At 69.8% G+C, this 12,500-nt stretch carries 14 protein-coding genes and 1 pseudogene; 10 read left to right on the forward strand and 5 right to left on the reverse strand.

Annotated features, from left to right (window positions below; genetic code table 11):
* Positions 1–38 precede the first annotated feature (38 nt).
* Positions 39–560: pseudogene (locus ACFVT2_RS18545) on the reverse strand (alpha/beta fold hydrolase); the annotation flags it as partial.
* Between the two features lie 551 nt (positions 561–1,111).
* On the opposite strand from ACFVT2_RS18545, the gene ACFVT2_RS18550 reads away from it, so the two are divergent.
* The 3 genes from ACFVT2_RS18550 to ACFVT2_RS18560 all read left to right on the forward strand — a co-directional run bounded on the left by ACFVT2_RS18550 (position 1,112) and on the right by ACFVT2_RS18560 (position 4,126).
* On the forward strand, positions 1,112–1,477 hold the full coding sequence (locus ACFVT2_RS18550) for a hypothetical protein (RefSeq protein WP_390018807.1): 366 nt from the start codon (positions 1,112–1,114) through the stop codon (positions 1,475–1,477).
* Positions 1,474–2,187, forward strand: a complete 714-nt coding sequence (locus ACFVT2_RS18555; protein ID WP_390018809.1) for a hypothetical protein — start codon at positions 1,474–1,476, stop codon at positions 2,185–2,187. The genes ACFVT2_RS18550 and ACFVT2_RS18555 overlap by 4 nt, the downstream gene beginning before the upstream one ends.
* Positions 2,188–2,305: 118 nt before the next feature.
* A complete protein-coding gene (locus tag ACFVT2_RS18560; RefSeq protein ID WP_390018811.1) occupies positions 2,306–4,126 on the forward strand; it encodes an Ig-like domain-containing protein in 1,821 nt (606 codons plus the stop codon).
* A 258-nt stretch (positions 4,127–4,384) separates the two neighbouring features.
* Here the strand turns inward: ACFVT2_RS18560 and ACFVT2_RS18565 are convergent, their stop codons facing one another.
* The 4 genes from ACFVT2_RS18565 to ACFVT2_RS18580 all read right to left on the reverse strand — a co-directional run bounded on the left by ACFVT2_RS18565 (position 4,385) and on the right by ACFVT2_RS18580 (position 6,514).
* On the reverse strand, positions 4,385–4,657 hold the full coding sequence (locus ACFVT2_RS18565; protein ID WP_390018814.1) for a hypothetical protein: 273 nt from the start codon (positions 4,655–4,657) through the stop codon (positions 4,385–4,387).
* Between the two features lie 125 nt (positions 4,658–4,782).
* Entirely contained in the window at positions 4,783–5,232 is a 450-nt protein-coding gene (locus ACFVT2_RS18570; protein ID WP_390018816.1) for a hypothetical protein, read from the reverse strand.
* A complete protein-coding gene (locus ACFVT2_RS18575; protein ID WP_390018819.1) occupies positions 5,229–6,218 on the reverse strand; it encodes a metallophosphoesterase family protein in 990 nt (329 codons plus the stop codon). Before ACFVT2_RS18575 ends, ACFVT2_RS18570 begins: the two co-directional genes overlap by 4 nt.
* Positions 6,215–6,514 carry a plastocyanin/azurin family copper-binding protein gene (locus tag ACFVT2_RS18580; RefSeq protein ID WP_390018821.1) on the reverse strand — a complete coding sequence of 100 codons (300 nt, stop codon included), beginning with the start codon at positions 6,512–6,514 and terminating at the stop codon, positions 6,215–6,217. The genes ACFVT2_RS18575 and ACFVT2_RS18580 overlap by 4 nt, the downstream gene beginning before the upstream one ends.
* Positions 6,515–7,336: 822 nt before the next feature.
* Here ACFVT2_RS18580 and ACFVT2_RS18585 point away from each other — a divergent pair.
* From ACFVT2_RS18585 to tatC, 7 genes are all read left to right on the forward strand, one after another.
* Entirely contained in the window at positions 7,337–7,942 is a 606-nt protein-coding gene (locus ACFVT2_RS18585; protein WP_390018851.1) for a sigma-70 family RNA polymerase sigma factor, read from the forward strand.
* 25 nt (positions 7,943–7,967) lie between these two features.
* Positions 7,968–8,756: a zf-HC2 domain-containing protein gene (locus ACFVT2_RS18590; protein ID WP_390018824.1), complete on the forward strand. Its 789-nt coding sequence runs from the start codon at positions 7,968–7,970 to the stop codon at positions 8,754–8,756.
* A gap of 904 nt (positions 8,757–9,660) precedes the next feature.
* Positions 9,661–10,089, forward strand: coding sequence for an ATP-binding protein (locus ACFVT2_RS18595; protein ID WP_390018826.1), 429 nt, complete (start codon positions 9,661–9,663; stop codon positions 10,087–10,089).
* Positions 10,090–10,162: 73 nt separating this feature from the next.
* Positions 10,163–10,579, forward strand: a complete 417-nt coding sequence (locus ACFVT2_RS18600) for a hypothetical protein (RefSeq protein WP_390018829.1) — start codon at positions 10,163–10,165, stop codon at positions 10,577–10,579.
* Positions 10,580–10,610: 31 nt separating this feature from the next.
* Complete coding sequence (locus ACFVT2_RS18605) at positions 10,611–10,829, forward strand: hypothetical protein (protein WP_390018831.1); 219 nt, start codon at positions 10,611–10,613, stop codon at positions 10,827–10,829.
* A 2-nt stretch (positions 10,830–10,831) separates the two neighbouring features.
* Entirely contained in the window at positions 10,832–11,113 is a 282-nt protein-coding gene (gene tatA / locus ACFVT2_RS18610; RefSeq protein ID WP_390018834.1) for a Sec-independent protein translocase subunit TatA, read from the forward strand.
* Positions 11,114–11,289: 176 nt separating this feature from the next.
* The gene (gene tatC / locus ACFVT2_RS18615; protein WP_390018836.1) at positions 11,290–12,228 is read left to right on the forward strand and encodes a twin-arginine translocase subunit TatC; all 939 of its coding nucleotides are present in this window, start codon (positions 11,290–11,292) and stop codon (positions 12,226–12,228) included.
* Positions 12,229–12,500: the final 272 nt, after the last annotated feature.

The following is a 12,500-nucleotide window of genomic DNA, read 5'->3' on the forward strand; positions in this document are numbered from 1 at the left end:
TCACCCGATCTCCCGAAGTGCTCCCACAAAGACCTGCGTCACTTCGTCGGCATGGGAGAGCGCGATGGTGTGGGAGCCGCCGCTGATCTCGGTGACCCTCGCCCCGATCCGCTTGACTGCGGCGCGCTCAGGGTCGGGGTCGATGGCGTTGTCGGCACCGGCGCCGGCGACGACGAACCAGCTCGGGAGCTTCTTTCCAGCCCGGCTCGTTGGCTAGTCCGCGAGGAAGGCGAGGAGCGCCAGGCGTACCTGTCGGTGACGATCGCCGACTTGATGTCCTCGAATACCTGGCCGTCCACGCCCTCGGGGTTGTCCTCGGTTCTGAGGAGGAAGGGAGGAATCGCACCGAGCAGCGCCGCTCTGCGGATCCCGTGGGAACCGTACCGGGCCAGGTAGCGGACGACCTCGCCGGTCCCCATCGAGAATCCGACCAGCGCCACAGCCGTCAATCGCAGGTGATCGAGGAGGGCTTTGAGGTCGGCGGTGAACGTGTCGTAGTCGTAGCCGGTGACCGGCTGGCTGGAACGGCCGAAGCCCCGGCGGTCGTAGCTGAGCAGAGATCTGCCACAACCCGCTCCACTGCGACCGGGACCGGGACCGGCTTATTGCCCGGAATGCGGAAGCCTCCAGCTCAACAGGCTCAGCTCCTGCTCCCAACCGGGAGGTCCGGCCGGTCGATTCGGCCGGTGATTCGGCGGCCAACCAGGCGCGGTCCGCGGTGTTAACCGGGCCCGGGGACGCTCCGCGCGGCGGGTGGGCGCCGGATCGGGCGTTCTGGCAGCGGTGGCCGACCCCGTCGCAGGGGCGCGGCGGCACGGACCCACGGACCCACAAGTTCAAGGCCAAATGGTCATTCCATGTAGCATCTGCCAGCTCATCCTGTGTGATTCGCCTGTAGCTGCGGTTTCTGGCGGACTGTTACTGTCCGCGACTGCGAGCCGCGTTGAGTGCCGGCTCGTACGGGTTCCGTCTCCTGCCGTCGAAGGCTTCCCTGCCGCCTCGGACCCGTGGCGGCCGCTCCCCCCGAAGCGGTCGGTTCTTCTCGTGCATGGCTTTTCTCCGCGCTGCCCTCCCCCCGTGCGCAGCGCTGCAATCAGAGAGGGAGAGTCCGATGAAGACCACATTCCTGCCGCGCCTGGTGGCCGGCAAAGCGCTGGTGATTGGCGCTCTGCTGGCACTGGCGGCGCCCGGGGTCGCGTACGCCAACACCGTGAGCGTGACCGTGCAGACGCCCGGCGCGACCGCCGGGCCCACCACCACTTTCTCTGAGATCTCGACCCACGCGGACTGCGGCAGCGGTCTCGTCTCCGGCGGCGGTCTTGAGCAGGCCATCGGTACCGGTACGTCGTCCAACGGCAACCATGTGATGGGCACCGAGCCCAGTTCGGACGGCTCCACCGAGTACACGGCACCACCGGTGTCGTCGGCACCGACAACACGCACTGGCTCGGCATCGGCGGCAGCGGCGGCGCGGTGAACAGCTCGTTCTCCACGACCCCGTACGCGGTGTGCTTCACCAGCAACCTGATCAACCACACCCAGATCGTCATGAACAAGGCCGCCGGGCCGACCGCCTCGGCGACACCGGTCGCGGTCACGGCGACCTGTCCGGCCAACACCGTGCTGCTCGGTGGCGGCGCCCGGACCACCCCGGCCAGCGTCGGCAGCCTCAAGCCGATCTCCAGCTTCCCCACGTTCGACAACTCCGGGCACGACTACGGCCTGAAGGCCGCGGCCGACGGGGAGACCAACCCCGACTCCTGGACGGCGGTCGGGTGGAACGGCGGCGGTGGCGGCACCACGAACGAAACCTACGCGTACGCGATTTGCAGCGGCAGTGGCATCAACGTCAGCGGTGTGACGGTGAAGGTCCACTACACCGAGGGGAGCACTTCGTCGTCGGCGGGTGCCAACACCGTCGTGACGGCAGGCTGCGGCGCCGACGGCAACCTGGTCGGCGGCGGCGCAGGCGCCAGCGGCGGCAACGTGACGACCACCGACTACACCGGCCCCGGCTCGGGCGGTGACCACCTCAACGGCAGCTTCCCCAGCGACTCCAGTGGCAACCCGGTCGGCGACGGCACCACCACCGCCTCGTACTGGTCCGTGGACGCCCACGCGGGCGGTGCCGGCTCCACCAACACCTACGCGGACGTCTGGGCGCTCTGCGCCAACGACGGCGTCTGACCGTCCGGATTCTGATCGTTTGTCAGATGGTGGTCCGCAGGCAGGCCCTGCCCGCCTGCGGACCGCCCCTTTCCTCACCTTGGCTGCCCACAGGGCCGGAGAAACAGTGTCAACACCCATGAGCGACAGCAGCCCGACCTCCCGTCGGACCATCTTCAGATCCAAGATGATGTCGGTGGCCGGCGCCACCGGCCTCGTCGCCACCGCGATCGTGCCCGTCGCCGCGGCCGCGGGCACGGCGAGTGCGGCCGGGCCCTGCGGCACCGGCGGCGTCTTCACCACGGCTCCACAGCCCACGTGCACCTACAACTCCGTGGGCACGGACACCTTCACCGTCCCGGACGGCGTGACCGCGGTCGGCATCGACCTGTACGGCGGCGAGGGCGGCAGCGCCGCCGGCTACATCGTCCCCCACCCGGCGATACCCGGCGCGCCCGGCGGACTGGGCGGCGAGAGCCGCGCGACCCTGCCTGTGACCTCCGGCCAGACCCTCCAACTCACCGTGGGCGCGGCCGGCATCCCCGGCTCGTCCCGGCACGGTGAGTTCGCCCGGCCCGGCGGCACCGGCCACGGGGCCGGCGGCGGTGGCGCGCACGGCGGCGGCGGTTCTGGCGGCGGCGGTTCGGACGTCCGGGCCGGCGCGTTCGGCGGCGCCGACCGCGTCCTGGTGGCCGGCGGCGGCGGTGGCGCCGGCAACGGCGGGCCCGAGCTGCCGGGCGGCGCCGGCGGTGGCCTGGTAGGCCAAGACGGCGGCCAGAGCAACGGCCCGCTGGGCTCGGGGCTCGCGGGCGGCGGCGGCAGCCAGACCGCGGCCGGCCACGGCAACCCCAACACCCTGAACGGAGGCCCCGGCACCCCCGGAATCGACCTCGACCCCATCACCAGCCAGCCCAATCCCGGCAGCGGCGGAACCGGCGGCAACGGCGGTGCGGGCGGCCCCGGCGGCGGCGGTGGCGGTGGCGGCTGGCACGGCGGTGGCGGCGGTTCCGGCGGCGGCAACCCGGGCTACTTCCCGGGCGCGGGCGGTGGCGGCGGCAGCAGCTACGCGGATCCGTCGGCGACCAATCTCGCGCTTCTCCAGGGCGCCAACCACGGCAACGGCAAGGCCATCATCACGTTCCGGTACGGGACTTCGGTCACGCTCAACGCGGACACGGCGTCCCCGCTGTTCGGTCACGCCGTCAACGTCACCGCCACCGTGGCCTCGGCCAACCCGGGCGCGGGCGACCCGACCGGGTCGGTCACCTTCTCGGACGGGACGACCACGCTGGCGACCGTGCCGCTCAACGGCGCCAAGGCCACATTCACCACCAGCAAGTTTCAGCCGGGTGACCACCCCATCACCGCCACCTACAGCGGCGACCCCACCTTCACGGCCGGCACCACGGCCGCGCCCACCGACATCACCGTCGGCTTCAGCCAGCCGTGCATCACGGACCACGACGGCCCGCTGACCGTGGCCGCAGACCAGTCGCTGTGCATCGCCCCTGGCAGTACGCAGAACGGCCCGGTGGAGGTGCGGCCCGGTGGGGCGCTGGCAGTGTCGGGTGCGGAGGTCAACGGCCCGGTGGTCTCGGACGGCGCCCTCGCCGTCACCATCTGCCACTCGGCCCTCGACGCGCAGGTAACCCTCACGGACACCAGCGGCTTCGTGCTGCTGGGTGAGGGTGAGGGTGAGCGGATGAACTGCGCAGGCAACGCCTTCAAGGCCCCGCTGACCCTGGACGCCAACACCGGCGGTCTGGAGGTTTCGTCCAACACGATGTCGGCGCCAGTGAGGATCGACGACAACAGTGGCAGCGGCCTGCTGTCCGAGGACCTCGTCCCGGAGTTCGAGGGCAACCAGGTCGGGGCGCCGCTGCGCTGCGCGGGCAACTCACCCGCTCTCCAGCAGTCGGGCAACACCGTGAACGGGCCGCGGACCGGTCAGTGCAAGTGAGCTGAGCCCAGGGCCCTGTCCGGCCGACCTCGCCGGACAGGGCCTCGCGCTGGATTCCACGGACGACGTGCACATATCGGCGCCGTAGACCTTGAGTGGCCGTTGTCGTACCGATCTCGGAGTGGCGCGTCGACCGGGAGCCTCGATCGGTTGAACGCCGATGACCGCAGGCATGAGTTCGGGGCCCGGTGGTGGTCCGATGGTGTCACCCAACTCGTTCAGCTCTCGGGGTTCAGAGGCAGTCGGGTCGGGTTCCGGTCAGCCTGGTCGGTGGTGGAGCAGGGTGGCCCGCAGCTCGTTCTCGGTGAGCTGCTCGGCGGAGCGGTGGAGCGTCCAGCGGTGGGCCTCACCGTCCATGGACCGCACCTCGACGACGGTCTCCAGCGGTGGGCAGCCGACTTCACCACAGATGAGTTGGCGGATTATGACGGCGGTGTCGTCGTCCAGGCCGAGCAGGGCGCGTACGGCGCCCTTCAGTTCGCGGAGGTGCGGGCTCGGCCAGGCGATTCCCGGGCGCGGTTCCTGGTACATGGGGGCACTCCTTGGTTCCGGAATGGGGGGGCGTGCTGCGCAGAGGGCGCTGGTGTGTGGGTTTGCCGGTCGCGCCGCACCCCGAGCCAGGACGCAGGCATCCCGGGCGGCTTCGTGGTGGTGGTTCAGTCGGGTGGTGTGCGGGTGGTGACCCGGTCGGGTGCCCTGGCGGGCGGTCGGGCAGCGCGGGGTTGCCTGGTCACGGTCATCTGCCAGATGGCGAGGAGCAGCAGCGTGCCGGTTTCGGCGAGGAGGCTGAGGACGGCTTGCGGCTCCGGCTGCAGACCGTGCTCGGTGAATCCGAACACTCCCACGGTGCGCGAAGCGGCGAAGCCGCCGAGAGCGCCGAGAGCGGCGCCTGCCGCGGCGGTCCTCAGCAGCAGGGGCGGTACCCCGATCAGCAGCAGGACGGCGAGGGCGAAGGAAGCGCTGGCCTGGAGCAGGAACAGGGGACCGATGATGTGGATGAAGCGGTACCCGTCGAGGTAGAGCTGGGCGTGAATGTATCCGCTGGCGGCGAGCGTCGCGGCGGTCATCGACCGCAGGGCGGGGGCGAGGAACCTGTGGGTGTTCATGCCAGCCTCTGTTCCTTGATGGCCAGTTCGCGGTCGCCTTGGCGGTAGCCGACGCTGCGGATGCCGAGTGCCTCTCTGAGCTGCCGGGCGGGGACGACCTGCGGAGTGGGGGCGGGGCCGCGGCCCGGTTTGGGCAGGGGGTAGGCGGTGGTGGTGGCGGAGTGGAAGGTGATGTTGCCATCTGTCTTGGTGAACAACTGGTGGACGTGCCCGTTGAGACAGGTGACGGAGGAGAAGCGGCGCAGCAGGGCGATGACCTTGAGGGCGTCGTCGGTGCTCCAGCCCCACTTCGGGTACATGGCGAACAGCGGGATGTGGCTGAAGACCACGATGGGGGTGTCCGACGACAGTCCGGCGATGTCCTTGCGAACGAAGTCGATCTGGGCGGTGCCGAGGTGGCCGAGCTTCTCCAGGCTCAGGGTGTTGACCAGGGCGATGAAGTGCACGCCGTGGGTGTCGAAGCTGTACCAGCCGTCGCCGAGCGTGCCCATGCCGAAGGTCCGCCGGTAGGCGCGGCCTGCATCGCCGATGGAATCGTGCTCGCCCGGCACGGTGAAGACGCGGTCTGTCTTCATTCCGGTCATCATCTGCTTGACCTGGTCGAACTGCCCGGCCGTGGACAGGTGGGTCAGATCGCCGCTGTGCATGACGAAGTCAGGTCTGAATCCGAGCGAGTTGACCTGCTTGATCGCTTCGGTGAAGGAGCCGACCACGTCCGTGTTGGCCGGGCCATGGAACCCGATATGGCTGTCGGAGACCTGCACGAACCGCAGCGCGCCGCTTCCCGCTTCGGCGGCCCCGGCGTTGGTGTCCAGGGAGCCGGCGATGTGGCTTATCACCTCTCCACTGGCCACGGTCAGCACCACAGCGCCGCCGAACCACCCTGCGTGCCGAAGGAGTTGACGTCGCGTCATACCGTGTTCGGTATCGGGCCGACCGGCGTCGTCGGCCAGCGCTCCGTCGTGACTGTCGTAGTTGCCGGTCATCGGGACACCTCCACGGTGGCGGTCATGAACGGATGGATGGTGCAGAGGTAGGCATACGTGCCGGGCTTGGTGAACGTGTAGCTGTAGGTGGCATGGGTGGCCAGGGCGGCCGACTGCAACGGGCCGCCCGATCCGGTACTGGTGACGGTGTGGGCGTCGGTGTCCTGATTGGTCCACGTCACCCTCGTGCCCACTTTGACCTTCAGCGCGGCCGGGGAGAAGGCGAAGTTGTTGATCGCCACCGCGCTCCCGGTCACCGGCGCGGCCGGCGCGCCCGGGCCCGTCGAGGGACCCATGGGCATGCTCATACCGGGCATCGGCGAGGCGCCGGGAGCGGAGCCCTTCCCCGACCCCGTGGCGCCGGGCATCCCTGCCGTCCGGTGCTGCCCCGGACCGGGTGTGATGGCGCCGGCTCCGCTGGCCGAGGGATGCGACGACTGGCCGCATGAGCTGAGGAGCCCCACCGCGCCGGCAGTGGCGATGACGGCGCCGGCCAGTCCGGCCGCAGCGCGTGATCGCCGGCCTGGTGTGTGAAAGTTCGGGTGCATGGTGTCCGTTCCTTACTGATCAGGTGGAGACGGGGACTGCGCCGGCTCGGCGCACGTAACCGCGGGAATATGGGGTGGATGCCGGGTTCATGAGGGCGTGCCCCTCCCGGACCCGGCGAACGAGCATGGGCGCCACCCCGGGCCGGCGTCTCGCCTCGACGTGCCCCGCGCCACACATCCGCCGTTGCGCGCCGCGAAGGTGCGGGCGGTAGGCGGCAGTTCCGCCTGGGTGAGCTTGGCCGGCGCCAGGAGCGCGTCCGTCGCGTGGTGTATCGCGGTCATCTCCGATCCGTCCTTTGCCGTATGGGGAATCGATGGGGATTGCGCGTGAGTCGGCTCTTGTCCGGCTCCACGGACGGCAGGAGTCCCACGGTTCGACCGATATGCACTTTTTCTGAGACCTCTTGGCATCGCCGCAGATCAGTCGCCCCCCCGGGCGCCGCACACGCTCGACCCCCTTGGCGCCACAAGGCTCGGCGGGGACATATCACCCGCAATGCACACAGAGCGTTACCGGCACCGCTCTGTGCGTTACGGGACAAAGCAGTACATATGCGCGATGATCAGCCCATGCCCTGGAGTTCCCGAAAACGTGGTGGTTCAAGGACCGATCCAAATCGCTCCGCGCACCGTGTCTCTGGTAAAGGGGCACTTTCGACCGCAGATGAGGAACTGCTGCGCACTCTGTACGCGGAGCACGCAGGAGCCCTTTTCCACTACGTACTGCGTCTGACCTCAGGAGATTGGCAATGGGCAGAGGATGTGGTGCAGGAGACGCTGCTGCGAGCGTGGCAGCATCCCGCCGCGTTCGATCCCGCACGCGGCCCGGCCCGGGCATGGCTGTGCACGGTCGCCCGGCACCTGGTCATCGATGCCCACCGGGCCCGGCAAGCCAGACCGGCCGAGGTCGGCGGCGAGGCCCTTCAGAAGGCCGCCGAGCAGACGTCGGGCGAGGACCAGATCGAGCAGGCGCTACAGAGCTGGGCGGTTGCCGACGCCGTCCGGTCGCTGTCCCCGGACCACCGCGCCGTCCTGCTGGAGACCTACTACCGGGGCCGGACCATGGTGGAGGCCGCACAGGTGCTGGGCATCCCGCTGGGCACCGTGAAGTCGCGGACGCACTACGCCCTGCACGCCCTGCGGCTTGCGCTACAGGAACGGGGCATCGAGCCATGACCGTGACGGGCAGGAGGTGGCGACCATGAGCGCGGACCACGACGCCCTCCGGCTGGCGCTGGGGGGATACGTCCTGGGCACGCTGCCCTCGGCGGAAATGGAACGGGTACGCAGCCACCTCGCGGAATGCGCCGAGTGCCGGGCCGAACACACCCGGCTGGCGGGATTGCCTGCGCTGCTGGCGACGGTGACCGAAGCCGAAGCCTCAGGCCAGACAGTGCCGACGGCCGACGGGGACCTGGTCGACCGGCTGGTGGCACGGGCCGCCGAAAGCGCGCAGGGCACCCAGCCCGAACGACCCGCCGCGCCCGCGGTATCGAAGGCGCCGGCAGGGGGCGTGCTGGAGAGGCTCCTCCAGCAAGCCGCGAACCGGCGCCGCAGGACCTGGCGTCTGCAACTGGCCGGCGCGGCCGCCTCACTGACGCTCATCGCGGCAACGGCCGGCGGCACCTGGCTGGCGGCCATCGGATCCGTGAGCAGCCAGGCGACGCCGCCCGGGCCGACCGCACCGGCTACCTGGCGCACCTTCTCGGGAAGCGATCGCACCACCGGAGTCTCCGCCTCGGTGAAGGTCTCACCCTCTGCCTGGGGCAGCGTCCTCCAGGTCTCCGCCAAGGGGGCACCCGCCGGAATCACCTGCCGGCTACAGGCGGTCGGACCCGGCGGAGCCAGGACGGACGGCGCTACCTGGCGGGCCGGCCAGTACCCTCCCGGCACCACGATCCCAGGGGCGGTTGCCATGTCCCCGGGAGCCATCGACCATTTCGAGATCCTCGCGGGCAACGGTCAGAAGATGGTCACGATCCAGGCGTGAGGCGAGGCCAGGGTCGTCATGTCACTCTGCGGCCTGACCGCTCGGTGACATGACGACAGCTGTCCGGTGTGAGCGCACGGCGGCACAAAAGGCCAAGAAGACGTCGCACCGAAGGGCCGTGCCGTCAGCGGCGAGAGAGCCAGGCAGTCGACGAGAAGCGAGCCGCATCAAGACCGGTGAGCCAGGGTGCTTCTCACGGCGCGCCGACGGTTTTCCGGTGGGCCGATGACCCGCACCCCGGCTCCGGCGACCCGGCTACGTCCTCAGCCGACTTGATGCGTGAGTGCGCCGGCCGACTTGATGCGTGAGTGCGCCGCCGGGGCGTGCACTCCCCCTCCCGGTGGCCGGTGGCGCCGCCCTGGGCCTCAGCAAGGGCCCGGCCGAAGTGATCCCCGTCCCGCGCGCAAGCAGAGATACGCGGTTCACCAAACGGCCGGCGACCTCAACTCACCTCTTCCTCCGGGGTCCGTGCAGCCCGGTCGCCTTTTCCTCCGAGGTCCGTGCAGCCCGGAGAAGACCGTCCAGGATGTCCGCGCGCCGAGGGCCGCGACCGAGTCGAGACGCGGGCAGGGACGCTCGTCCGGTCCTGCGGCGCGACGTTCCCACAGGGCCGTCCGGAAGACCACGGGCGAGGGAACGAGCTGCCGGTGCCCGGGCCGGCCGAGTACGGCATCGAGCCCTGGCAGAGGCGAGTGAGCCCGGCCAGGCCAAGCCAGGCCGCCGACATTGACGTACCCCGCAAGAAGTCGAGCAAAAGGGGCGAACCGCTCGAACCGCCCGGCATGCGTCGCCCGTGGAACTGAATGAGCGCGCCCTTCAGGATCCGGCCGACCGACAGCCCCCGAAGCCGTTGGGGGTCTCCCCCGTTCCGCTCTCCGCACCTCCACAGAAGAGCCAGAAGACCATGTTTGTGACCGATTCCCCCAGCCCGAGTTCACTGCTCGGCCAGCCCTGCCGCCACGAGGCGCTGCTCACCCTGCCCGCGCAGGAGGCGCACGTCTCCGCCGCTCGTCACTTCGCGGCCGATCTGCTGGAGACCTGGAGCGTGCCCGCAGGTGAGCGGGACTCCGCCGTTCTCATCGTCGACGAACTCGCCGCCAACGCCGCCCAGTACGGCCGCGAGCGCATGACCCTGCTGCTCGTCCTCGACGACGGCACTCTGCACATCGTGGTCACTGACTCCGGCATGGCAGTGGAGCGGCATCGCCCCGACATCGCCCCCGACGAACACGGCCGCGGCACCGGCATCGTCCAGCACCTCGCCCAGTCGACCGAGGTCCACCAGACACGCAGCGGCCGCGAAGTCCGCGCCTGCCTCAGGTGCTCGCCATGACCGGGCCGGTCGTTCCGCACGAACTGCGGCCCCTTGCCAAGGCCGGCCCCTGCATATCGACGGAGGTGTGAGCATGTACGTCACCCCGAACAGCGGTGAGGCAACCGGCGCCCCGCCCCCGCACGAGGCGTACGCGAATGCGCCGGACCTGCGCCGCGAGATACACCAAGTGCTCGCTCTCGGAGCCGAACGCGACGGCCGCCAGGCCAGGCCCGTCACCCGCCCCCTGGTCGATGCGACGGCCGCCGAACGCGCCTGGCTGCTACGACGGGCGGCCCTCATGGACCGGATGGCCCTCGACGACCCCGGCCCCGGCCCGGTCGCAGCCGCCGCAGAAACCGCCGAGCAACTCGTCCTGCACGACCGTCGCCATCCCGACCTGGTGGCCGGCCCGCACCACCCCGACGCGATCACGCTCGCCCCCGGCCACCGCCTCTACGTCCGTCAGGAGTACGCCGCCTGGATGACTGCCGGGCGCCCCGGAATCTGAATCGACCCCGATCCGACAAGGAGAAGGACTCATGACCCGCAAGGACATCGACACCCGGCACGCCCCCGCGGCAACCGGCCCACTCCACCCGCCTCACCTCATATGCCCGACAGTCATGCGTGAACACCACGCCGATCGGCGACAGGAACGGTCACGCCAGGGAAAGCCGATGAACGACGCACCGTGGCCGAACGCGGCACGCATCGCCCAGGCAGGCATGACGGCCGACGCGTTCGAAGGGGTGGTGTGACGATGTTCCGCAATGCGCTGGAACCCTGGCATCTGCTGATCCTGGTCGCGGTGGTGGTTTTGATCTTCGGCTCGAAGAAACTACCCGACATGGCCCGGGCGTTGGGCAAGTCCATGCGGATCCTCAAGAGCGAGACCAAGGCCCTGAAGGACGACGGCGTCTCTAACGAGCCACGCCCCGAGCCGGAGCCCGCACCGGGACCGGGACCGCGGACGATCTCGGATGCTCCAGGAGACACCTCCACCGCCCGCACCGCGCCCACGGACAGCACGACCGGCCACTGAGTCCGAGCCCGGTCCTGCGCGCCCCTGGCTCCTTTCCCCCATGGGACGCAGCCCGAAGCCTTCCCGGCCGGCAACCGGCGCCGTGGCGAGTTCGCGCCCCACCGGTTGACGGAGGCGATCAAGTACCAACGCAGAGCCGGTAGTTTCCGGCCTGCCGCACGAGATGAGGACGTGGCGTGCCCCAGTCAGCCCGCAACAAGGAGAAGGATCCCAAGGGGCGGATGCCGCTCGCGGAGCACCTTCGTGAGCTCCGCAACCGGCTCGCCAAGGCCGTCCTTGCCATCCTCGTCGTCACGATCGCCGCAGCCTTCTACTACAAGGGCATCGTCAACTTCTTCACCAGGCCGGTGCTGGACTCGGTCGGCTGCCCGACGTCCTTCGCCGATCTGGCCAAACAGACCGCGAACACCACCTGCGCGCGGATCACGATCAACGGCCTGCTCGCGCCCTTCACCCTGGCACTGAAGGTGTCCCTGATGGCTGGCGTCGTGCTGGCCTCGCCGGTATGGCTGTACCAGCTGTGGGCGTTCGTTGCCCCCGGCCTGCACAAGCGCGAGCGGAAATACGCCTACGCGTTCGTCGGCGCGGGCGTCCCGCTGTTCTTCGGCGGCGCCTTCTTCGCCTACCGGGTGCTGCCCACGACCTCGAAGGTGTTGATCGACTTCACCCCGCACGGGGTGGACAACCTGCTGCCGCTGGACGATCTGCTCGACCTCGTCACCCGCATGGTGGTCGTCTTTGGTCTCTCCTTCGAGATGCCGCTGCTGCTGGTGATGCTGAACCTCACCGGAGTGCTGTCCGGCCGGCGGATGCTCGGCCGGTGGCGCGGCACGATCATGGGGATCACGATCTTTTCGGCTGTGGCGACGCCGAGCACGGACCCGCTGACCATGTTGGCGCTGGCCACGCCGATCTGGGCGCTCTACTTCTCCGCCGTTGTCTTTTCGCTTCTCAATGACCGGCGCAGGGCCCGAAGAGAGGCAGCGGGACCCGGCGACGACGAGGCTTCCGACCTCGACCTCACGCCGCAGGGCATCGGCGAAGTGGAACCGGTGTCCGCCAGCCAGGCACTGCCCGGGCAGCCGGACGCTGGCGACGACCGCGCCGACGGGTGAGACGACGTGACCTGAGGGGGCCTTCAGTTGGTGTCGCACTCTCTGAAGCAGCTCGGGCGGGAGTAACACGCCGGAGAGCAACGCGGCAAGCATCCGGTCGAGGACGCCCGTCGTGGAAATCATGTCGCCCTCGCCGTTCCGTGACGTGGGTGCGTGACGTGGGTGCGTGCTTTTCATCCTTGGGCGGTGGGCCGGACGACGAGTTCGTTGACGTCCACGTCGGCGGGCTGGGTGAGGGCGTAGTGGACTGCTTCGCCGATCGCGGCGGCGGG

The organism is Streptomyces sp. NPDC058000, assembly GCF_042886435.1.
Taxonomy (GTDB): domain Bacteria; phylum Actinomycetota; class Actinomycetes; order Streptomycetales; family Streptomycetaceae; genus Streptomyces.

Bases quoted from the DNA above. Each gene is read 5' to 3' on its own strand.
- ACFVT2_RS18590 (WP_390018824.1), top strand. From the start codon at position 7,968: ATGAGCGCGGACCACGACGCCCTCCGGCTGGCGCTGGGGGGATACGTC.
- ACFVT2_RS18585 (WP_390018851.1), top strand. From the start codon at position 7,337: ATGCCCTGGAGTTCCCGAAAACGTGGTGGTTCAAGGACCGATCCAAAT.
- tatA (WP_390018834.1), top strand. From the start codon at position 10,832: ATGTTCCGCAATGCGCTGGAACCCTGGCATCTGCTGATCCTGGTCGCG.
- ACFVT2_RS18580 (WP_390018821.1), bottom strand. From the start codon at position 6,514: ATGGGTCCCTCGACGGGCCCGGGCGCGCCGGCCGCGCCGGTGACCGGG.
- ACFVT2_RS18575 (WP_390018819.1), bottom strand. From the start codon at position 6,218: ATGACCGGCAACTACGACAGTCACGACGGAGCGCTGGCCGACGACGCC.
- ACFVT2_RS18560 (WP_390018811.1), top strand. From the start codon at position 2,306: ATGAGCGACAGCAGCCCGACCTCCCGTCGGACCATCTTCAGATCCAAG.
- ACFVT2_RS18595 (WP_390018826.1), top strand. From the start codon at position 9,661: ATGTTTGTGACCGATTCCCCCAGCCCGAGTTCACTGCTCGGCCAGCCC.
- ACFVT2_RS18550 (WP_390018807.1), top strand. From the start codon at position 1,112: ATGAAGACCACATTCCTGCCGCGCCTGGTGGCCGGCAAAGCGCTGGTG.
- ACFVT2_RS18600 (WP_390018829.1), top strand. From the start codon at position 10,163: ATGTACGTCACCCCGAACAGCGGTGAGGCAACCGGCGCCCCGCCCCCG.
- ACFVT2_RS18565 (WP_390018814.1), bottom strand. From the start codon at position 4,657: ATGTACCAGGAACCGCGCCCGGGAATCGCCTGGCCGAGCCCGCACCTC.
- ACFVT2_RS18570 (WP_390018816.1), bottom strand. From the start codon at position 5,232: ATGAACACCCACAGGTTCCTCGCCCCCGCCCTGCGGTCGATGACCGCC.
- ACFVT2_RS18605 (WP_390018831.1), top strand. From the start codon at position 10,611: ATGACCCGCAAGGACATCGACACCCGGCACGCCCCCGCGGCAACCGGC.